At 44.4% G+C, this 22,932-nt stretch carries 14 protein-coding genes; 9 read left to right on the top strand and 5 right to left on the bottom strand.

Translation table 11 applies throughout. From position 1 onward, the window contains the following. Position 1 precedes the first annotated feature (1 nt). On the bottom strand, positions 2-3,163 hold the full coding sequence (locus tag AC3ITD_RS04275; RefSeq protein ID WP_489364275.1) for a ligand-binding sensor domain-containing protein: 3,162 nt from the start codon (positions 3,161-3,163) through the stop codon (positions 2-4). A gap of 231 nt (positions 3,164-3,394) precedes the next feature. Here AC3ITD_RS04275 and AC3ITD_RS04270 point away from each other — a divergent pair, with 231 nt between their 5' ends. The 5 genes from AC3ITD_RS04270 (at position 3,395) to AC3ITD_RS04250 (ending at position 15,773) form a co-directional block, all read left to right on the top strand. Continuing rightward, on the top strand, positions 3,395-5,605 hold the full coding sequence (locus AC3ITD_RS04270) for an alpha-N-acetylglucosaminidase (protein ID WP_489364273.1): 2,211 nt from the start codon (positions 3,395-3,397) through the stop codon (positions 5,603-5,605). Positions 5,606-6,004: 399 nt separating this feature from the next. Further along, positions 6,005-9,322, top strand: a complete 3,318-nt coding sequence (locus tag AC3ITD_RS04265) for a SusC/RagA family TonB-linked outer membrane protein (protein WP_489364271.1) — start codon at positions 6,005-6,007, stop codon at positions 9,320-9,322. Beyond that, entirely contained in the window at positions 9,237-11,027 is a 1,791-nt protein-coding gene (locus tag AC3ITD_RS04260; protein WP_489364269.1) for a RagB/SusD family nutrient uptake outer membrane protein, read from the top strand. Before AC3ITD_RS04265 ends, AC3ITD_RS04260 begins: the two co-directional genes overlap by 86 nt. A gap of 42 nt (positions 11,028-11,069) precedes the next feature. Next, complete coding sequence (locus tag AC3ITD_RS04255; protein WP_489364267.1) at positions 11,070-14,093, top strand: SusC/RagA family TonB-linked outer membrane protein; 3,024 nt, start codon at positions 11,070-11,072, stop codon at positions 14,091-14,093. 21 nt (positions 14,094-14,114) lie between these two features. Further along, positions 14,115-15,773: a RagB/SusD family nutrient uptake outer membrane protein gene (locus tag AC3ITD_RS04250; protein ID WP_489364265.1), complete on the top strand. Its 1,659-nt coding sequence runs from the start codon at positions 14,115-14,117 to the stop codon at positions 15,771-15,773. Between the two features lie 205 nt (positions 15,774-15,978). Here AC3ITD_RS04250 and AC3ITD_RS04245 read toward each other — a convergent pair whose 3' ends face one another. After that, the gene (locus AC3ITD_RS04245; RefSeq protein WP_489364262.1) at positions 15,979-16,740 is read right to left on the bottom strand and encodes a LytR/AlgR family response regulator transcription factor; all 762 of its coding nucleotides are present in this window, start codon (positions 16,738-16,740) and stop codon (positions 15,979-15,981) included. Then, on the bottom strand, positions 16,715-17,749 hold the full coding sequence (locus AC3ITD_RS04240; RefSeq protein ID WP_489364260.1) for a sensor histidine kinase: 1,035 nt from the start codon (positions 17,747-17,749) through the stop codon (positions 16,715-16,717). Before AC3ITD_RS04240 ends, AC3ITD_RS04245 begins: the two co-directional genes overlap by 26 nt. A gap of 529 nt (positions 17,750-18,278) precedes the next feature. On the opposite strand from AC3ITD_RS04240, the gene AC3ITD_RS04235 reads away from it, so the two are divergent. Continuing rightward, positions 18,279-18,677, top strand: coding sequence for a hypothetical protein (locus AC3ITD_RS04235; protein WP_489364258.1), 399 nt, complete (start codon positions 18,279-18,281; stop codon positions 18,675-18,677). 137 nt (positions 18,678-18,814) lie between these two features. Here AC3ITD_RS04235 and AC3ITD_RS04230 read toward each other — a convergent pair whose 3' ends face one another. Beyond that, positions 18,815-19,174, bottom strand: coding sequence for a winged helix-turn-helix transcriptional regulator (locus AC3ITD_RS04230; protein ID WP_489364256.1), 360 nt, complete (start codon positions 19,172-19,174; stop codon positions 18,815-18,817). A gap of 99 nt (positions 19,175-19,273) precedes the next feature. Between AC3ITD_RS04230 and AC3ITD_RS04225 the strand changes: the two genes are divergently transcribed. After that, complete coding sequence (locus AC3ITD_RS04225) at positions 19,274-20,119, top strand: enoyl-CoA hydratase/isomerase family protein (protein ID WP_489364254.1); 846 nt, start codon at positions 19,274-19,276, stop codon at positions 20,117-20,119. A gap of 379 nt (positions 20,120-20,498) precedes the next feature. On the opposite strand, the gene AC3ITD_RS04220 is transcribed toward AC3ITD_RS04225, so the two are convergent. Continuing rightward, positions 20,499-20,861, bottom strand: a complete 363-nt coding sequence (locus AC3ITD_RS04220) for a nuclear transport factor 2 family protein (RefSeq protein WP_489364252.1) — start codon at positions 20,859-20,861, stop codon at positions 20,499-20,501. A gap of 592 nt (positions 20,862-21,453) precedes the next feature. Between AC3ITD_RS04220 and AC3ITD_RS04215 the strand changes: the two genes are divergently transcribed. After that, the gene (locus AC3ITD_RS04215) at positions 21,454-21,750 is read left to right on the top strand and encodes a hypothetical protein (protein WP_489364250.1); all 297 of its coding nucleotides are present in this window, start codon (positions 21,454-21,456) and stop codon (positions 21,748-21,750) included. Between the two features lies 1 nt (position 21,751). Continuing rightward, complete coding sequence (locus AC3ITD_RS04210; protein WP_489364248.1) at positions 21,752-22,918, top strand: Pycsar system effector family protein; 1,167 nt, start codon at positions 21,752-21,754, stop codon at positions 22,916-22,918. Positions 22,919-22,932 lie beyond the last annotated feature (14 nt).

Here is a 22,932-nt window from a genome sequence, read left to right as displayed (position 1 = left end):
GCTAAATTTTTTTCCAGGTACTTAAATTGAATTCATACTGCTGACGGAGGGGCAAAGCCAGCACAAATACAATCTGATCTGCTTTTCCAGACGATAGTATCAGCGTTCCATGATGTAATTCTGTCAATGATCTTGCCAGAGAAAGACCAATTCCAGTTCCGGGTTTTTCTATGTTCTTAAGCCTAAAAAAAGGCTGAAATATTTTCTCCTGATACTCCTCTGGAATCGCCTTTCCATCGTTTCCGATCTGAATCGAAAACTCGCCGGGCGAGGATAAGTATAGGCTGAGTCTAACATCAGAACGGGCATATTTAACGGCATTACTTAGCAGATTGCTACAGATTTTAATAAACGCTTCGCGGTCAACAAATGCGATGATGGCTTGCTCGGGAAGCTCAAGCCTGAGGTGTATGTTACCCTCTATGGCCAGCTCCCGGTAAGAATCAACAAGGTCCATCAACAGTTGGTTAATATCTACGTTAACGAAATTCAATCCAAACTCTTCCTTTTCAGTCTGCCGAAAATCTAATAGCTGACCGGTTAACTCGACTAGGCGGGAAGTGTATTTGCCAATCATCAGAAGGCTTTTCCTGAGAGCAGGGTAATCATCTGCCTGTTTTAAAACCCGTGTGACCGGTACGCTGATTAGCGTGAGCGGAGTTTGAATCTCATGGGCAATGTGGGTAAAGAACTCTATTTTGGCCTGATATATTTCCTTTTGTTTCTGATGTTCGAAAAGTTTCAGTTCAGCCAGACTTTTCTTCTTTTGAAAAACATGATATTGTCGAAATAGTAGGCCGATGATCAGAACAAAAAGTAAAAGGTAAAGGAAATAAGCGGCTGTGGTTCTCCAGACAGGCGGCAAAACTTCGATATAAAGGCTTCTTTCCCTGCTCACCCAGGTGCCTACATTGCTGGAGGCTTTAACGGTAAAGGTATAGCGTCCGGGAGATAGGTCTGTGAAGTAAGCTTTCCGGCTGGTATTGGAGTAGGTCCAGGACCGGTCCAGCCCCTGCATGCGGTATTGGTAGCGGGTTGCCTTCGCTGAGCTAAAATTTAAGGCTGCAAATTCAATGCTGAAATTCCGTTGGTCGGGTCCCAATATCAGGGTATCCGTATGCGTGATCGATCGGATCAGGGGGCTGTTTGGATCTGCAGGACTTACCTCGGAGTTATTGATCTGCAAACTTGTGAAATAGGTTCCGGGTGCTTGCTCTTTGCGGTTCAGTGTGCTGGGGTTAAAACCGATAAGCCCTTTAACAGTACCGAAAAACAGTTTCCCCTGTGTGCTTCTACAGGCTGAGTTGAAATTGAACTGATTGGTTACAAGGCCATTGGCCTGAGTATAAACTTTAATCTTTTCTGTTTTTAAGTCCATGCACACCAGGCCATTGCTCGAACCCACCCAGAGCTGGTTATTGTCGTCCTCTAACATACCAAAAAGTACATCACTGGGCAAACCCTCTCTGACTGTAAATTTCTTAAAGGTCTTACGATCAGGCGAGAGCCTGATGAGACCTGCTCCAACGGTGGAAAACCAAAGGGCATGTGAGTTATCCTCGAGGATGTAATGTACTGAGGATTCATTGGCCGGATCGCCGAAAACAATTTTACTGTAGCGTCCTGTCCGGGGATCAATGCAGGTAACTGTCTGGGATTTGAGTCCTGCCCAAATCCGGCCCTGGTGATCTTCAAGAACATGGTAGATGGTAGATCCAAGGCGGATTTGTTTAAATCTGTTGAATATTTTCTTTTCAGGCAGGTAACGATAAAGACCTCCATGATCACCTGTAGTACCGACAATCAAATTTTTTCCGCGGGTGGAGCACATGCTCAAAACAAAATCACTTCCAGGTTCACCGGGCTCATTGATGACCTTAAAAACATCGGTTACTTTACCCTTTCTGCGGTCCATGATCTGTAGCCCATGAAAATACGATCCGATGAAAAGTTGATTGTCAAATCCGGCCAGACTATGGATATTGGAGTAAAAACCGACATTATGCTTGCGATTGGATATGTAGTTCACAATTTCATTTGTTTTTTTATCGAGGCGATTTAATCCCGCATCTTCGGTTCCAACATACAAATAGCGTTGTCGATCATCCCAAACCTCACTCACCGCATTTCCGGATAGGCTGTTTTTCAGGGGAATGGGGTAAAATTTCTCGAACCTGGCATTTTGTTTAGAATGGTAATTGAGGCCGCCGAAATATGTACCTACCCACATATCTCCATGTTTATCTTTGAAAAGTGCATAAATTGAGTTATCTGATATTGCATAGGGATCGCCTTGTCTTTTTGTAAGCCTTAGCAAAGAAGCTTTTTTCAGGTCATATATGTACAGGCCATTTTCCGTTGCTATCCAATACTCCTGGCCTTTGCTATGGCAAATGTCACGCACCAACACACCCAGATCGGTTTCGCTTTTTAGGGGAACTATATTCGTTTCTCCTGTTTTGAGGTTATAGGTCATCAGCCCCTTTTTATAACCTATAAAGGCAACATCATTATTGATGGAATGGATTTTTGTGATTGCCCGGAGGTTGGGTGCGACACTGCGGTCAATAACCCTGGTCCGGGTAATGACCTTGGTACGTGTATCACATCTAAAAAGTACACCATCATAATTTCCAAGGAGTAAATTCCCGTCGGAATGCCGGGCAATTCTGGATACATGTATCTTGAGATCCTGTAATTTACTATTGGCCTGACTGTACAGATACAAGCGGTTCTGGCCCAGCAGCCAGAGGTTGTCCCGGTCATCAATGACAAACCCGTTAATATAGACCTGCGGTCCGGCTGACAGCGGCGTAAGGATTTCATTAAGAGGATTGTACGAAAATATACCCCGACCAGTACCAATCCAGATCAGCCCTTTACTGTCCTGTGCAATGGAAGTAATAAAATTGTTCCAAAGGTTGCCGCGCTCGCTATTGTGGTTATTGATGGATTTAAAAAGGTAACCATCAAAGCGGGTCAACCCTCCCCGTGTACCTATCCAGATAAAACCGTTTTTATCCTGGGTGATGACGTTAACTGAATTGTTGATCAGCCCATCATCTGTTTCGAAGTGCTTAAAATAGTAGGGTTGTCCCTTGGCTAAAAATGGGGCAAAATAAAACCACAAGGTTATCAAAGGGAGTAATCGGGCTCGGAACATAATTGGTTAATTCAAATATAATTGGAATTTCATTTAATTGAATGCTTAAGCAGTATAAAATACACTTAAATAATGTACCGGGATTGAAGAAAGTGCCTGGGAATAACTATCCGAACGGGTCGGCCATCTACCATTGAAAAAAATGAGACGATTAGTCAAACTTTTGAGCAATTAAGCGACAAGTCTGTACTCTATATTTGGCTCCGTCAATATTTATTAGAAGTCTAGAAAATGAAATTTAAAACGGCACTGCTTATATTTACCTTATCTCTCGGTCTATTTGCATCCAAAGCCCAGACACCAGGTGAATCCTCAGCGGCATTGATAAAGAGAGTACTTCCTAAACACTTTACGTTTTTCAAGGTTGAGCTGTTAAATGAATCAAACCGGCCCGACCGATTCGAGCTTGAGAGTCTGGGTGGCAAAATCATATTGCGGGGTAATAATGGAGGTTCTATCGCTGCTGCACTATATCACTACCTAACCGAGTACGCACATTGCCAGGTAACCTGGAATGGCAGCAATTTAAACCTTCCCGCTGAGCTACCGGTTTTAAAACAAAAAATAACCAAAGAAACACCATATAAGTTTCGTTATTACCTGAATTACTGCACTTTCAATTATTCAATGAGCTGGTGGGATTGGGCCCGGTGGGAAAAGGAGATCGACTGGATGGCTTTGCACGGCATCAATATGCCTCTTGCCATCACCGGACAGGAATACACCTGGTATCTGGTCTACAAAGAACTTGGTTTCAGTGATGAGGATTTAAAAGAGTTTTTCACGGGACCTGCCTATTTTGCGTGGTTCTGGATGGGAAATATGGATGCATGGGGAGGTCCCCTTCCTATAGAATGGATGAAGAGCCATATGATTCTGCAACAAAAGATTCTTGCCCGTCAGCGTTCCCTGGGCATGACTCCTGTGCTGCCGGCATTCACCGGACACGTGCCGCCCGCTTTCAAAAAGAGATTCCCGAATTCGAAACTCAGGACGACCAACTGGAACAACGGATTTGCTGACAACTACATTCTGGATTCAGAAGACCCTCTTTTCAGCCGGATAGGTAAAATGTTTTTGGCTAAGCAGACCGAATTACTTGGCACGGACCATTATTACTCTGCTGATACATTTAATGAGAACGAGCCGCCTTCGAAGGAACCTGATTATCTTGGCAAACTGAGTGCCAGGGTATATGATGCGATGTACCAGGCCGACAGCAACGCTGTTTGGGTGATGCAGGGTTGGTTATTTTATGCAGACCGGAAATTTTGGGGGAAGCCCCAGACAGAAGCGCTACTTAAGGCTGTTCCCGACGACAGGATGATTATTTTAGATCTGGCGGCTGAGGTTGAACCCATCTGGAAGCGAACACAAGCCTTCTATGGGAAACCCTGGATATGGTCAATGGTCAACAACTTTGGGGGTAATACCAATTTGTTCGGACGGATGGACAATGCGGCCAGCGGACCCGCAGAGGCTTTGAAAAGCGAGCATTCCGGCAAGATGACCGGCATCGGTCTGACTATGGAAGGGATTGAACAAAACCCTGTCATTTATGAACTCTTTACAGCGAACACCTGGCAAAGCGATCCCATAAATCTGGATCAGTGGCTTCCCAAGTATGTTCGCAATCGATATGGCAAAACCAATAGCAAGGCATTAAGCGCCTGGGAGGTACTGCGGCGGACTGTTTACCAGGTACCTAAAGATAAATATATACGCGACGGTGCGGAATCGATCTTACAGGCCAGACCTACCCTGGATAGTACTACTCAATGGGCAAAAACAAAATTGAATTATCGTGCTGAAGAAATTTTACCGGCGTGGCAAGCTTTGGTGTCCGCGGCTGCTGAACTTAAAGACAGTAAAGGCTACCAGTTTGACCTGGTAGATGTCAGCAGACAGGTGCTCGCAAATTATGCGCTTGTGCTGCAAAGGAAATGGGTAGAAGCCTATCGGTCAAAAGATGAAAGGAAGTTCAGGATTTACAGTCAGCAGTATATTCAACTTATTGAAGACCTTGATAAACTTCTGGCATCCCACCAGGACTTCCTGCTTGGTAAATGGGTGGCTGATGCGCGGGGATGCGGCACTACCAAAGCGGAGAAGAATCTATATGAAAAGAATGCAAAAAACCTCATTACCTTATGGGGAGATCAGGATGCAATTTTACATGAATATGCTTGTAGGCAATGGAGCGGCCTGCTTATGGATTTTTACAAACCACGTTGGCAACAGTTTTTCGCCATCCTTAGCCTAGATATCCAGGGAAAAAAAACCTTTGATCCCATAGCGTTCGCTACCGATATAAAAGCCTGGGAATGGAAATGGGTGAACACCAGGAAAGATTATCCTGCAAGCCCAGATGGAGATCCGGTCGAGTCGGTCAGAAAAATATTCCTAAAGTATAATAGGGTTATCAGTCAGAGTTATAACTGACGGAATCAAAGGGGCCATCTGGATGAATTTCAGATGGCCCTTTGATTTAAATGAGACGATTAGGAAAAAGATTGAGCAAAATAAATGACTGCCACTTCCTTAATTTGATTTTATCAAACCAAATGCGCTTATGTCTGAACCTAATCTTCACTTCTGCCTTGCCTACGCAGGTCCCAATTATCTTAAACCGGGAACACCAGAAGCAACCGGAACATCATTCCCTGTCAGCTGATTCAGGAAACACAGGATTTTAACATTATCACCAACCCAAAACTGAAGGCCAATGAGATAAACATCTACTATCACTTCCAGGAGATTGCCTTTTCAGGCTCCTGCGCCCAGAAAAAGTGAAAGCGCTATGGGCACTAACCAAATAACTAACCTAAAAGAAATTAAATTATGAAGAAAGGACTTACTTATCCAGTCCATTTTGTGAAGCCGGGCCTTCATTTCCACCGATGGCCGATGGCTGTAATCATCCTGCTGAGTTTATTCTGCAGCTCATTGCCTTTGTACAGTAGCATATTAAAACCCCACTCACTTGTGGCCCTGAGCAGCAGAGAAACTTTTCCCACTAGCCCTGAGGATGAACGGGGTCACGCAAAGGCAGATATCATTGTAAAGGGGAAGGTTGTTGATGAGAAAGGCGAAGCCATTCCCGGAGTGACCATCAAGGTCAAAGGTACAGCTCGTGGAGTGATGACCGCTACGGATGGAACTTTCAGCCTTTCTGTTCCACAGGGCGCAATACTCGTCGTTTCTTATATCGGTTATTCCACTGTAGAAGTCGCCGCTGGTGCTGATATGACCATAAAAATGACGAGCCTGAACAGCAATCTGGATGAGGTGGTTGTATTGGGTTTTGGCTCAACGCAAAAGCGTAGCGAACAAACGGCAGCCTACAGCACACTTTCAGGAAAAGAGCTGGTTAAGACCCCGGTTCCCGATCTGACGAATGCGCTGATCGGCAGAATACCGGGCGTGGTCACCCGTCAGGGGAGCGGAGTGCCGGGAGAAAATGCCGCAGACATTTTCATCCGTGGACGCTCGTCAACAAATTCTGCCGCATTAATTATTGTAGACGGAGTTGAGCGGACTTCTTTCGGGAATATCGATGCTAACGAAATTGAATCCATCAGTGTTTTGAAAGATGCATCTGCAACTGCACTATATGGGATTAAAGCTGGTAATGGAGTGATTGTGGTAACAACCAAAGTGGGAAAAGAAGGCGCTTTCAGGATATCCTACTCCGGTGGAGCGGGTTTAGTCAGCTTAACAGGTTTACCCAATACGGTAAATGCTTTCGATGCCGCCAGTTACCATACTGAAGGCGAGAACAATTTAATAGCTGCCGGACTGTTCACCCAGGCGCAACGCACTTTTCAGGATGAGGAGCTTATCAAATTTAAGGATGGCTCTGACCCGCTCCGCTATCCTGATGTGAACTGGTATAAAGCGGTTACAAAAGAGAACTGGCTCAGAACACAACACAACCTCAATTTCAGTGGTGGAAGTAAGTTTGCCACCTTTTTCATCTCTCTTGGTTATCTTTTTGAAGATGGCATGTTCAAGAACTTCCAGCCCATTCATGGTTACCGGACCTCAAATTCTTTTACGCGTTATAATTTTAGAAGTAATCTCGATTTCAACTTAACCAAATCGACGGTTTTCAGTATTAAATTTGGCGGCCGCGTAGAGGATACCTTCGGAATAAGGGGAGGCACTGCGGGTACGGGGGATACTGGTGGGACAAGTGCAATAATCAGCAGACTTTTGGCCATACCAGCCTGGGGAGTTCCGTTTTTTCCCGAATATACAAGCAGAGCGACACCTGAACTGGCCGCATTGGATGATTTGTACAACAACATTGAAAATCCCAGAATCGGTGTAAATACATTCAATCCCTATTCCCAGTTAACCCGGAACGGCTATTTCAACAGGATAAACAATACGATAGAGAGTGTATTTGTGCTGAATCAGAAACTTGATTTTATCACAAAGGGTTTGTCATTTAGAGGAACTCTGGGTCTGGATGCCTTTATAATCGGTGTCAGGGCACAATCTGGAAGCTACGCAAAATATCAGGTAGACCCCTCAACGGGAACCCTCATTCCATTTTCTGGCTTTTTCAATGACAATCTTGGTGGCGTAAATACCAGCCGTGATGGTTATAACAAAACGAATATCCAGTTGGGATTCAATTATGACCGGGTTTTTGGCCAGCACAGGTTTTCTGTGCTTTCGCTTGCCCAGAGGGAAGTACGCGGTGTTCAGCGGAACGTGGCTAATGCACCTTTTGCAAATCAAGGGCTTGTGCTAAGTACTAAATATAATTACGCAGGAAAATATTTTGTTGAATTCAACGGCGCATACAATGGTTCCGAGAATTTTGCCGCAGGAAAGCGTTACGGATTTTTCCCTTCCGTTGGGGCCTCCTACAATATTAGTGAAGAAAAGTTCATGAAAGAGATCAGGTGGCTTTCATTTTTGAAAATCAGGGGTACTTGGGGAAAAATCGGATATTCCAATCCGGCGGTTACCGGAGAGACCAGATTTTTATACAACAGCAATTTTACCAATGGCGGAAATGGGGTAAATGCCAGCGGGGGAATTTCAGGAGCCAATACAATTGTATATTTTGGAAACGGAACCAGTGCGAGTGCGAACCCGGTGGTGTTTCAGAGTCAGTTTGGAAACCCAGACATTACCTGGGAGAATTCGGTGAAGCGGGATGTAGGGATCGAAGCGGCCTTTTTTAAAAGCCGCTTAAAGTTAACGGCCTCTGTTTATGACGAAGACCGTACGCTGATTGCTTTACGCCGCACAAACTCGGCACCCCTGATTTATGGCGCTACCCTGCCCATTGTAAACTATGGCGCAAACTACAACAGAGGTTTTGATTCAGAACTATCCTATAACAGCCAGAACGCTGCTTTTAATTATGGTATAAACATTCAGTATTCACGTTACCAGAATAAAATAGTCATCAATGACGAGGCCTTTAATTTACCGGCTTACCAAAGCCTTCTTGGTACACGTCTTGGGCAGTTTATTGGTTATCAGACGATCGGTTTCTACCAGGACGCTGCTGACATCGCCAGCAGTCCGGTAAATAATGCTACCGGAGTGAAGGTCATTCCGGGCGATCTAAAGTATCAGGATACAAATGGGGATGGCACAGTGGATTCCCAGGACAGGGTTGCTATTGGCGGAACGGATATTCCTCAGGGCATCTTGGGATTAGAACCTTCATTAAGTTATAAAGGGTTGTCTTTGTCTGCACTTTTCCAAGGCGCCTTTGAGGTTAACTCTGCGGTTTTACCTTATGACCCGGGACGTGCACAGGTTTACACACCTATGCTGGGCAGGTGGAAATCGCCGGCTGACAACCTTACCGCCTCCTGGCCGGTTGCAAAGCCGACAAATTATCCAAACAACCCCAGTTATGTCCTCAACTCTTTTCTGCTTCAAAATTCCAGTTATGTCAAGCTACGAAACGTAGAACTAGCCTATCAGTTCCCTGCTGTTTTTTCAAAGCGGTTGCGGGTTGCAAACATTCGGGTGGCTTTGACTGGTCAAAACCTCTACACCTGGACCAAGTTTAAAGGAGGCCTAGATCCGGAAATAGCAAATGGGGCAACTGGTGTCGGTTTATCAAATTCGAACGTCTATCCCTTATCAAAGGTTTATAACCTCAACATTAATGTACAATTCTAATTTGAAAGTGATGAATAAGAAAATATTTACCTGTTGTTTGTTCGTGGTTTTGCTCGGACAGGCAGGTTGCAAAAAAGATTTTTTACAACTGGATCTGGGCACAACGCTTCCGGAAGAAAAAGTCTTTTCAGATCCGCTTTTAACAACGCGGTTTGCGGATAATGCCTATAATTTTATGATCGATGATTATGGTCGTTTACAGGACACCTATAAAGGCACAACAGGTCAGCTTACAGATGAGGCAACGGGAGTAGTCAATAGTCTATCGGCCATCTGGGCGGGGAATTACCTTGTTGCCAATACAGAGATAGCCAATACCTACACCCGAATGTATCAGGGCATACGTATAGTAAACACGGTATTGACCAACCTCGATCAGGTGCCATGGGCGGGTAGTTTGTACAACCCAAAAATTGTCAGAGCGCAGATGCTTTTCCTGCGTGGAATGTTTTATTTTGAACTCATCAAGCGATATGGCGGCGTAATCATCGCAGAAAGGCCTTTCACCCCTACAGAAGATATTGATCTTCCCCGAAGCAGCTACGGGCAAACATTATCATTTATCTTAAAAGATCTTAAAGACGCTGAAGACATCCTGAAGGTTGAGTCTTCTCCAAACTACTCTCCTGCCACGGATTGGGATGCGGGGAACTATGGGCGCCCGACGGTTGGAGCGGTGAAAGCACTGCGGGCTAAACTTTTAATGCTTGATGCAAGCCCATTGCACAACCCATCCGGGGATCCGGCTAAATGGACGCTTGCCGCTTCAGCATCCAAGGAAATTATTGACATGAATAAATACGCGCTTCATGGAGACTACAATACGTTACTCAATGTTGACACATCTCCGGAATACATCCTTATCAAAATAAGGGCACCGCGACAGCTCACGGGCACCTCGTTTCTTGGCGATTTTGTAATGTCTCCGGGCTCGGGCGGCGCGCAGGGACTCTTAAATCCAACGCAAAACCATGTTGACCTTTATGAGGCCGTTAAAAGGCAGAATGCCAACGGACCGATTTTAAGTAGCGCGCCAATTAATACCCCAGGTTCAGGATATGATCCTCAGAATCCATATGCAAACCGGGATCCACGTTTTTACGCCAATATCATTTACAATAATATGGCATGGCAGGGTCGCCAGATTCAGATGTATGAAGGTGGTGCTGATTTTCGGATAGGTACCAACACTTTTACCAGGACCCGATATTATTGTAAAAAATTATGGCCGGAAATCTACCGGGCCGGAGCCACAGCAAGGAGTTTAATTAATTTTGTTTACTTCCGTTATGCAGAAGTGTTGCTCAATTATGCAGAAGCAGTAAATGAGGCCAATGGTCCGGGTGCAGACGTGTACCAGAATATAAATCTGGTGAGGGCGCGGGCCGGGATGCCAGCTTTGCCGGCAGGATTGAGCAAAGAGGACATGCGTACCCGGATTCAAAATGAAAGGGCGGTTGAATTTGCATTTGAGGATATTCGCTGGTGGGACATTATGAGGTGGAAAAAAGGTGCGGAGCTCGTGTCTAAACCTTTGACGGCCATGAACGTGGCCAGAAACGGCACCGGCTTTATTTACTCAATCGTACCTGTAGAAGCGGCCTATCAGCGAATGCCTTTTCAGGAACGTCAGTATCTGTATCCGATCCCACTTACCGAGGTAAATAAATCCAAGGGTATTTTAGTGCAAAATCCTGGCTGGTAAATCATGAATGGTCATTGCTTAAACAATAAACCGATTAATTTTATGAATTTTTTTTATAAGTATATATTGCTTCTTTCTTTTTTATTTCCGGTGACGTGGCAGGCTTACGCACAAGGAGGAAAGACAGACAAGCAAGCTGTTTTTGTTAATGGCACAGTCGTTAACACGGACAATAAGCCTCTTTCGGGGGTTTCAGTTTTTATTCAGGAGAAAGCCGGTAAATCCCTCTCCGGCCCGGATGGCGTATTCAGGCTAAAGGCCAGCACCGGAGATGTCCTGATCTTTCAACATGCAGGATACTTGACCGCTCAGCAGGTTTTGGGAAGCGAACAACAGGTGAAGATTACTTTGCAGGCTGAAGAAGTTGATGCCGGAGAAGAGGATAACATCACTACCCCATACGGCGTTTTTAAAAAACGGATAGTTTCCGGGGCAGTCACCAGCCTAAACAGCAGCAATATCCCACAGTTGCCGACAAACGACCTGAGAAATCTTTTTTCAGGTCGTTTATCCGGATTATATCAGTCTCAGGTAGGTACGGCGCCTGGCACAACAGTTACCAGTATTTTCATGAGAAGCATCAACTCTTTTGATGCAGCGACCGCGCGGATCTTTGTAGATGGTACCGAGCGCGATTTCGGAGATATGGACATCAGTGAAATAGAAAATATCACTGTGCTGAAAGATGCGTCTACGTTGGCCTGGTATGGTCTGAGGGGAGGAAATGGGGTGGTGTTGGTAACTACAAAAAAAGGAAATCCATTGAAGTCATATATTCATTTTGATACGCAGATCGGCATTCAGAATGCAGTCAACCTGATTCGTCCACTCAATGCATATGACTATGCTTCGCTTTATAACGAAGCATCAGTAAACGACGGAGCCGCAGCCCCGTACAACCAGGCAGCTCTTGCAGCTTACCGGGATGGATCCTCACCCTACTTATTTCCGGACAACAACTATGTTTCAGAATACCTTAGAAAAGTTGCACCAATTCAACGCTATGCATTCTCAATGGGTGGGGGAAAAAGTAGCGTGCGGTATTTTGCCTCAGTTAGCTATTTAAACCAGCAGGGGTTTCTCAAAAATACCCAGACCCCCAGTTTCGATTCCAATGTCGGGTTTAGAAAACTAAATTTCCGCGGAAATATCGATTTTGAAGCAAGCAGATACCTGACTGTGAGCCTCAATGCAGGTGTCCGTACTGAGAACAGGCGATCACCTGGGACAGGCCTGGGGGATGTGATGGGCAATATCTATAATACACCACCTAACGCCTACCCTATCTTAAATGAAGATGGAAGTCTTGGCGGAAATTCGCAGTATACCAAAAACCTGACAGGCTTACTCCAGCAGAGTGGATATATAAGCGACCAGAACAGGGTCTTGCTGGCCACCTTGAGCATCAGGCAGAAACTTGACTTTTGGGTACCCGGCCTTTCCTTTAGTGCGGTAGGTTCATATGACGGGGTGGGAAATTACATTTCCGGACTCACTCAGCAATATTCCGTTATCGACCAGACACGCACTCCTGCTGTGAGCTATCTGACTGCAAGCCCGGTAGCATACCGGACAACTACCTATGGCAACAATGCGTTACAAAATGAGTTCTGGGCGGGTTTTGATTACCAAAAGAAATTCGGAAGCCATAGTCTGGATTTATCATTAAAGGGTCAGCGCTTTGCAGATAAGGCACCTGAGCGACTTGATTATCGCAACCAGGGATTGGCCGGACGTATAGATTACAATTATAAAACCAAATATTTCCTGGGATTTACCGCCGGATATTCGGGGTCAGAAAACTTTGCCCCTGGAAGACGTTACGGATTTTTTCCCGCTGTTTCAGCTGGTTGGATTATTTCAGAGGAAGCTTTCCTGAGAAACGTTTCTGCAATTGATTACTTAAAATTCAGGGCCTCCTATGGTTCGGCTGGAAACGGCGACATAGGTGGCTCGCGTTTCCCTTTCGAAAGCTTTTACAGCAGAAATCTAAGTAGCGGAGGTTACAGTTTTGGATCAACCCCGACCGCCACTAATTCGGCATCGGAGTCCAACTTAGGCAATCCAAATATTACCTGGGAAACGGTTAGAATGCTGAATACCGGATTTGATATCCGCTTATTCAACAATGCTTTGGGCTTATCGGCAGATTTTTTCCAAACACGTAGAAGCGACATTCTAACAGGTAATGTATTTCCCAACATTATCGGTCAGGAAGCTGGGTTAGTGAATGGAGGGATCGTGGAAAGCCGGGGACTGGAAACTTCGGTATCCTACAGCAAAGCATTTGGAAAACTGCATATACAATTCAATGGTAATCTATTGTTATCCAAGAGCAAGATTTTAGCTCAAAACGGTCAGGTGGGGCTACCAGCATATCAGCAAAGCATCGGCCATATCGCAGGCGCCCAGCTTGTATTTCTCTCTGACGGACTTTTTCAGTCGCAGGCAGAAATCAACAGCAGCCCGGTACAGACCCTTGCCGGGAAGGTCGTACCCGGAGACATCAAATATAAAGATGTAGGCGGGCCTCTGGGTGTGCCTGACGGCATTATCGATAATAACGATCAGGTGCGTCTTGATAAAACCGGCGTCCCGGACACCTACTACGGGTTCGGTGGAAGCTTTCGCTATGGCTTATTAGATCTGGTCTTTCAGTTCCAGGGAGTATTCGGGCGGACGTTGAACATACAGGGTTTGGTGAACAGCGGTCCAAGTTCGTTCAATGAGCTGAGTCTAGACCGTTATACTCCGCTGAGTGCCCAAACGGCCAAGTACCCCCGTCTCGGCATTGCAGACAGGGGAAACAATACCGCCTTATCTGACTTCTGGCTGCGATCTGCGGACTATCTTCGATTAAAGTCGGTAGAAATCGGGGTCCACCTCCCTGGGTCGATGACTGGGAAATTAGGGATAAATAATGCACGGCTATACCTGGGAGGACTGAACCTGTTTACCACCAATGACCTTGGTATAGGTGTTGACCCGGAAGTAAACATTGCTGGGCGGGGGACGACCTATCCTTATTCGAAGACCTACACTTTGGGCCTAAGTGTCGGCTTTTAACTGATCATAAATAAACGAACAATGAAAAATCACAACAAATATTCAAAATGTCTGTTCATAATACTGCTGCTTTCCTTGGGTTGCAAGAAGGATTATCTGAGTTTTGATTACACAGATGGGAGTATCAGAGAAGAAGACGTATGGAACTCGGACCGAAACTCAAGAGGATTCCTGAATACAACTTACTCTGGGCTTATCAACGGTTACAATATAGACGGTGAAGGCGCACTGCTGGCATCAGCATCTGATGAGGCTGTCAATTCGAATGTCAACTCGAGGATAAATATCATCAACAATGGTACATGGGGGGCGTTGCGTACGATCGATGACCAGTATACCAATATGTACAATAACATACGAAAGACTAATCTATTTCTGGAGAAAAGTGTTACCAGTGCCATTACACCAGCGAGCGATATTCCCAGACTAAAGGGAGAAGCCTATTTCCTCAGAGCGATGTATCATTTTGAGCTTATGAAAAGATACGGACAGATTATCCTTGCAACCCGATCTTTTACTACGACAGATAACCTGGATTTACCAAGAAATTCGGTAGAAGAGGTAGTAGGACAAATCACTGCGGACTGTGATGAGGCGATAAAAGTGTTACCGGCATCCCAGTCGGATTTAGGCTCAGCCGACAAAGGCCGGGCAACAGCTGGTGCCGCCATGGCCCTGAAGTCGCGGGTTTTGCTTTATGCAGCCAGCCCGTTGTACAATACCGGGGGTGAGCCAGGTAAATGGGCTGCTGCTGCTACGGCCGCCAAGCAGCTGATCGATGTGAATAAAAATTCGCTTTTACCCCTGGCCCAGTTAGGCAATTTATGGGATTTCTCGGTTGCAGCGTCCAACTATAGTCCGGAGGTTATTTTCGCCACCAATGTTAGCGCGACAAATTCCATTGAGAGCAACAACGCGCCGATAAGCTATGAAGGAAGAGGAAGAACCAATCCTACGCAGGATTTAGTGAATGCATTTGAGATGAGGGTTAGCGGTAAACCTATTACCGACAATACTTCGGGATATTCAGCCACAGACCCTTACTCGACTACGGGCCTGACTGCACGGGACCCCAGACTTGCCTTGTTTGTGATTTACAATGGGCAATCCTTCAAATCCAGGGCGGTAGAGACCTTTACCGGCGGAAGGGATAATACCCCGATCAATACCAATAATACCAAGACCGGGTATTACCTTCGTAAGTTCCTCTCTGAAAGCGCAGCATGGGCCAGTGGGACAACAGCGGTTAACCGAAACCGGGCCTGGATACTCTTCAGATATTCTGAGATCCTTTTAAACTATGCAGAGGCTTTGAACGAAGCGAACGGTCCGGTAAATGAAGTATATCTTTACCTCAACCAGGTTCGATTGCGTGCCGGGATGCCGGCCCTTCCCCAAGGCTTAACGCAATCGCAGATGAGGGAGCGGATTCACAATGAACGCCGGATAGAGTTATGTTTTGAGGGGCACCGTTTCTTTGACGTACGACGTTGGAAAAGAGGCGTTGAATTTTTCAATAAGCCGGTATTGGGTATACAGATCACAAAAAGCGGAGCGGCATTGTCGTACGCAACATTCGTTGTAGAAAACAGGGTCTTTACAGAAAAAAACTATTTGTTTCCCATACCGCAAACTGAGCTGAACAGAACTACTGAATTGACGCAGAACCCAGGCTATTAAATTCAACTTTAGCATTCTTAAATTTGATCACAGGCAGGTGGCTTGCTTCACGTCTGATATTTGATTCAGCAAGTTAACATTCCATTTTTTCACCCCAACGGCCCCGATAAAACATCAGGGCCGTTGGGTTTAAAGGCTAGTTGTCCGGAAACCGGGCACCTGGGCAACCTGATAACATGTCCATATCAATCTGCAGGAAGGAGGCTTAGCGCTCTATCCACTTCAAAAAAGCCTGAGCCTTGGTGCGGCTAACGATGATTTTCTCCGGCGATTGAACTTTTGTAAAAAGTATAAGCTTCCGGTTGAAATAATATTCAATATTTTTGATATGCTCTCGGTTAACGATAAATTGTCGGTTGGCACGAAAAAATTGCCCGGGATCAAGCATGCCCTCCAGCTGCTCAAGGGTGTAAGGGAGAAGGAAAACGGGCTGAGCGTCCATATGCAAAGAAACTGTTCCGCCAGAAGAATAGAAAAAGCCAACTTCAACTAATTTCACCGGCAACAATTTCTCGCGGTAACTGACAAGTAAGGTCTGTTTGTAGTTGTTCTCCAATTGGTTGATAGCCATTTTAAGGTTCTGAGCACTCTTTGTAGCGGAGAGCATGTGATTCTTTAGTCCCAGGTATTTTTCCAGGCTTTTCTGTAGCATCAATTTATCGATGGGTTTCAGCAGATAGTCTATACTATTTGATTCAAATGCGCGAATGGCATATTCATCGAATGCGGTACAGAAAATTATCGGCGAGTGGACATCAATCTCCTGGAAGATTTCAAAGCTGAGTCCATCACCGAGCTCAATATCGGAGAATATCAGTTCAGGCAGCGGATTTTCGCCCAGCCATTGCCTGGCCTGGGCAACTGAGGAGAGTATTGCGCTAATTTCAATATCGAATCCGGTGTGAACGAGCATTTCCCGCAGCTCATTTGCCGTTCTGGGTTCATCTTCTATTATGATAACTTTCATGTTCTAATAATGGGATGGTTACGGAAAATTTTTCATTATCCTGAGTCACCTCAACGGATCTTCCTGCCAGCAGTTTATACCGTTCAACAATATTTTTCAGTCCTGTCCCCGGCTGTCCTGCCCTAGCCTTTTTGGGCTGAAAATTATTCACAACCATCAAGTTACCGGAGTCGGTAGTGAATATGGAAATATATAGTGGCCGTTGGGTGGAACAAATATTATGTTTGATTGCATTTTCAATCAACAGCTGCAGCGCAAGTGAAGGCAAGACGGAGTTTTTGTATTGGGGCAGGATATTGATGTTAACCTGTAAAGCATCCTGAAATCTTTCCCGCAATATATGAAGATAAGAATTGATGAATTTGATTTCATCCTCCAGAGCAGTCAGGTATCGTTCATTAAAACTAAGCACATAACGGTATACACCGGCAAGCTCCACAATATAATCTTTGGCAGCCTCGTCATTCACCATCGTTTTAAGGGTGCTTAATGAGTTAAATAGGAAGTGGGGGCTTATCTGCTGCTGCAGGGACACCAGTTGTGCTTTTAAATGTGCCTTTTCAAGCAGATCCTTTTCTGCATTTGACTTTTTTAAAGCGAAGCTGGTATGCCTGTTAGAAAAAACAATGAAAAGTAATAAGCTTAATAAGGTATTTCCAATAATATGGGCAGATATATCACTGGCTTTATCGTACCTGATTTCTTTGGAGAACAAATAATTGGGGGGCAGAATTAAATCAAGTATTAAACCAATAATCAATAAAGCTGTCAGGCCGGAGAGGATACTGAGCAATGGCTTGATGTAGGAGGGAACGCGCTCAAAATTATTGGTCAGGAAAAACCCGTGTATAAGCCAGCAAGCCGCCATTGGAAGGAAGACTTTAAGCGTATGGTTTAAGAAATACCACCACTTTGCGCTATTGAGATCGACCTGTGCTAACAGAATAGTACCTAATATCATCCCTAATGAGAGTATCAAAAGCCAATTGATCTGGTATTTTCTGTACATGTACAAAGGTAGCACAAATTCTCCCGTAGTTGAACTACCAAGCGGAATGAATATGGTTTCAATGGAATGAAAGGTTGTCATATTTTTTTAGTGCACCTTGCTAATCTTAAAATCATCCTGAATTACAGATCCAATCGAAAGGCAAAAAGATCAAAAAGTTCTGGGTAATCCGTATGCTATCAACAGCAAGTTAGTAAAGTCGTTTTTATCGGAGCTCACCTTCCAGATGGATTTGCCAATATTGATGTTCAAGTGTACAAATTAGCATTTGAAGATTGCGAGGTGCGTATATACTTGTGGATTAACGCCTTTTTTTTGCCCTCAACAGCCGGGCAACCCAATGAGCGTTGCTGCCAGATATGCTTGACCGAGTCACCTTGGTTATGGAGAGTGGTGGTCCTGTCAATTCAGGACACGGATTGTTTGTTTCACAGGCGAATATGTACAAGTGGTCTTCCCAAGTTGATTTCCATTTTGCAATGTTCTTACATTTGCAAAAAGAAATGGTTTAAAATTAAATAAGAACATTATGAAAAAGACGATTTTAATAATACTTCTTGCCGCACTGGCCTTTAACAACGGATTTGCGCAAAAGTATTTCGGCAAAAGTTATACCCCTACCCAGAATGTAGATGAATATTTCGATGCCGCAGATGTTACTAAGCCGCATACTGTAATGGGAAAAACGGATCTGGACAAAGGGTTTCGCTCGCTGGAAAAGACCCAGGCGAAAATACTGGCACTGGCCAGACAAAAAGGAGCAGACGGAGTGATATTTTCAATGGAAGAGGAAGTCTATGCGACATCTAGTTCCGGTGGAGGTACTGTCAACCAGAAAAAGGACAAACAGGCAACAGTTTCGTCCAATAGTACGACCACCGACCTGAAACAGAAGAAAATCAGGGCAACCTTTATCAAATATAAATAATTATGATTTCCAGTATTGCTGTTCGCAAGAACAGCAATACTACCTTATATGTCCTCCGTTCATAAGATCCGTCATTTAGTATTGGATTTAACCGGGATTTCTTTGGTGGGATTGTTAGAAGGAACTTTTCCAGCAGGTCAAAATATTGCCCTGCGATGGCTCCTGCCCCATGAAATGAGGTGTTCAATTAAGGGGTATATCGATTGGCAGTAGTCGGTCAATGTATATTCAACCTGCCTGGAAAAATCAGGGTCCTCTTTCCTATTCACTAATTTATTGAGTTCCATAACTTTGAGTTCTTTGGACAGCATGGCGAAAGTAATGCCTGGAACATTTTGTGCGATTTCCCGATAGCGGTGATGTCCATTATAAATCGCGATAATTACTAACATCCTCCATTTACCATTCAGCACATACAGCGCATCCTGGGCATATTTAATTTCGCTCTGATCTCTTTCGGTACAGAGGTAAGTGCTTTTTACGGTTTCCTGGTCCATGGTGATATTGTCAAGTATAGCATCTTCGATAGATAAAAATGTACAATTTAAATTTGCATAAAAATACAACGATAATTATTGACTTCAAATCAGAAATATATGAATTCTACACACAACGGCACATATTATGAACTGCTTGGCATTTCTTTGGCAAAAGGCGTGGCCAACATTACTATCAATAACCCTCCGGTAAATGTACTGAGTGGTAGCATGATAAAGGAGCTGAAGAAGCTACTTGGCGATTTAGCAACAGACCCGGTGGTGAAGGTGATTGTTTTCGATAGCTCGAACCCTGATTTTTTTATTGCGCATGTGGATATTAATATCCTTGATGAAAAAGAGACTTTGGATGAGTTGGGGCGGTCGGTTCCGAGCGGTTTGAACATTTTCCAGGCAGTTGGCGAAATGTTGAGAAAACAGCCTCAGATCACCATCGTCAAACTCAAAGGTATCGCACGCGGCGGCGGCGCGGAATTTGTTACTGCGGCCGATATGTGTTTCGCATCCAAAAATACCGGCAAACTAGGCCAGATTGAGGCCTTGATGGGGATTATCCCTGGTGGGGGTGCGACGCAATACCTTTCCGCGAAGATGAGCCGTAACCGGGTACTGGAAATTATCCTTGGTGCGGGTTTGTTCGATGCCGACACTGCCGAGCAATATGGATGGATAAACCGGGCCATACCAGATGCGCATATCGATAGTTATGTAGAGGTTTTGGCAGAACAAATTGCCGCCCTTCCAGGGGGGGTTATTGAAGCTGCAAAATCGGTATTAACACCTGAAGTAGGTTTAGAGGGTTTTAAGGCAGAGCACGATGCCTGGGCTAAACTTGCCTTTCAGCCGCGGACTGCTCAGATTATGAAGGCAGGAATGGAAAATGGGGCTCAGACCGTTGAAGGGGAAATGAATGCGGAGTTCCTCTTTAGAAATCTCCCGCTTTAAAGAAAATCAAGACTCAACCGGCAGTCTTAACTTTGACGTGCAACGCGTCACCCTGATCAGCATAGACGTGGGCGGTAAAGTCTTTGGCGGAGACCCTAAAGCTCCATATTTCGGCGTGATTATCAATAGTCTGAGGGAGTACTTTTGATCCTGAACCCCTTATGGGCGCATTTTTAACAATTAAAATTGCGCCTATTTTAAATGAGTGTTAAGAACCTATGATAATCAAATGCTTCAGCTGGCTCAGTCAGGAGAATGAATACGCATCAGCTCTGTAAATCAATGGGCGTTCCTTCTCATCTGAGGTTTACTTCGCTTGACTGATGACAGAGGTAGACTTCAACCTGGCAAACTGCCGCCTCCCAGCTGATGACATCGACTATGCAGGATTGTTGGTATCCTCAATTACAAAAGCTTTTAGTTCTGACATCTTACCATCGTGGAACTTCCAGATATCGCAATAGTCATAAGTTTTCCAGCCACCATCGGCCTGCTTAATGGATATTCTGCCTGTGGCCACCACATGATCATCCCGGTCAAGGATCTTTTGGACATCGAATTTTGGCGGCGCAATGTATTCACTTTGAATGTAGTGGCGTATCTCCTGGATACCCTTAAGGGTCTGTTCTCCGACGAAGGTCCACACTGAATCCTCAGCACAAAATGAAATAAATCCTTCATAATCCCCCTGACTGATTGCCTGGTTTGCGCTTTGAAGAATCTCTTTATTGGAAACACTCATGAGATCAATTTTTTAGGTTTGTCGTTCAGCACTATAAAGGCCGTTGGATCAATATTGTTATTTCTTAAACGAAAATGATTTAAAATGGTTTTCCAGAAGCAAACCAACTAACGCGGATATCTTACAAATCTTGTTGGTGCCTGACATACTATCCATTATAGCGAAAACGAGATAAAGCGTGTAAAACTGGATATCCCTTTTTTGCAACATATGCCTGAAATTGTGCGGGCATCTGGTTAACAGTTGTTTTTTCTATTCAAATCATCACCCGTAATGCTGGCAACGTGATAGATTTTTATCTACTTTTTTTTTAGATATAGATCATCTTAAGAAATTTCTGGGATGTTGAAATTTGTTGTATAAGCGACTGGTTATAAGCTTGAAATTATTACAAAAAAAGTGAGAGCACTAATGGGTCCATGTAAGCGCTGAGAGACCATTCTTTTTAATCTGATGGTCTCTCAGCGGCGGTCGGTACTGCAGCACATCGGCTCAGCGATGCCTGAGCTGTAGTATTTGGTTGATGGTTTATGGAGCTGAAGACTTGATTAAATAACACCTCCGGTTTATTTCCGGTACAATATCAAACAACATGAAAAAAAAGAAAGAACAAGCTAAATACCTGACAAAGAATTTTAATTCAATATTGAAAAATTTCAGCAAGCGCGGCAAAAAGGAAAAGCGTCAGGCATCCTTCGAATTTATCAGTGCGAGAATCAATGAAATCAACCGCTACTTAAGTGGAGATGGAGAAGTGAACGCCGCAGAAACAAAGCATCCGGAAGTAGTCAGCCAGCTCACTGTGGAAGACCCATCCGTTTCTGCGGTACAGCCTTCACCAGAATTATTTGAGGAACTCCGATCAGAACATCAAAATAGCCAGCACTGAAATGGAGAACGTGCTAAATATTTACGAGCGTGCAATGGGTTACCTGAGCAGCTACTATGGTTCTTTTCCTGATGGGAATTTTAATTTTGGCTTATCTTGTTGCAAACGCATCGCAAATGAATGCCTTAAAATAGCCGCTGAAGAAAAACTTACCGGTTTTGAGCTGGGAAACGCGTTACTAGCCTGCAGTTTTCGGTATGCCGGGATAACCAACATTATGGCCAATGAGGATACGGGGCGAAAATTACTTGATGATTTTACCAGGCAGGTCGAATATCCACAGGAGGAGGTCAGGATTGTGCATGAACTGATCAGCAAACATATCGCGAGGGAGGCACCGGAGCGCCTGCTTGAAAAAGTAGTCTGGGATGCACTTGACTATCGTTTGGCCATGGAGGATTTTTTCTTGCACATTCTGTACCTGAAAGATGAAATGAACAGGATTAATCACGAAAAATATGAAGAAATTGTTATCCTGAACCAACTTCATGATGAATTTTCGGGTGAACACTGCTATACGGATTATGCCAAGAAGAAATATTCGGCAGAACTCATCCGCAATCAGACTAAATTGATCAAAAGAATACAGCGTCTTACTGAAAGCAGCAGTACAGGAAAAAACAACAACACGGCAATGAGCGACAGGGAAACCGAAGATCTGTTCAAGATCGCATTCAGAAATTACGTGAAGCTGGTTGATGTTGCTGATTCCAAGGCCGGATTACTGATTCATGTCAATTCTATTCTTATTTCCGTTGTGATAGGTTTTGTGATCAGCCGCACGGAAAAATACCCGATGCTCATTGTTCCCTCATTCCTGATCCTGGGTGTTTCCTTCCTCACAATTTTATTGAGTATACTGGCCAGCCGGCCGCAACGGAATTCCTATATACAGGATAAAGCTTCCAAAAGTTATCAGACATTTTTTTTTGGAAGTTTCGATCTAATTGGCTCGGAATTCCGGGATGCAGATTTTGATAGCTATTCGGTGGAGTTGGCGAATTTTCTCAAAAGCGGAAAAGACAATGTCTACAACGAAATTTATAAAGAAGTTTTTAACGTGCGTAAAGTTCTGAGCAAGAAATTTACCTTTTTATCCTATGCATACATTGTTTTTATCGGGGGGCTGGCAGTTTCAATTATTGCTTTTTTTATTGCAACTCATTAAGTTCAGTATTGGCT

Source organism: Pedobacter sp. KH_004 (assembly GCF_057840755.1).
The sequence above is the reverse complement of the archived record's forward strand: the minus strand, read 5'-3'. Positions and strand labels throughout refer to the sequence as shown.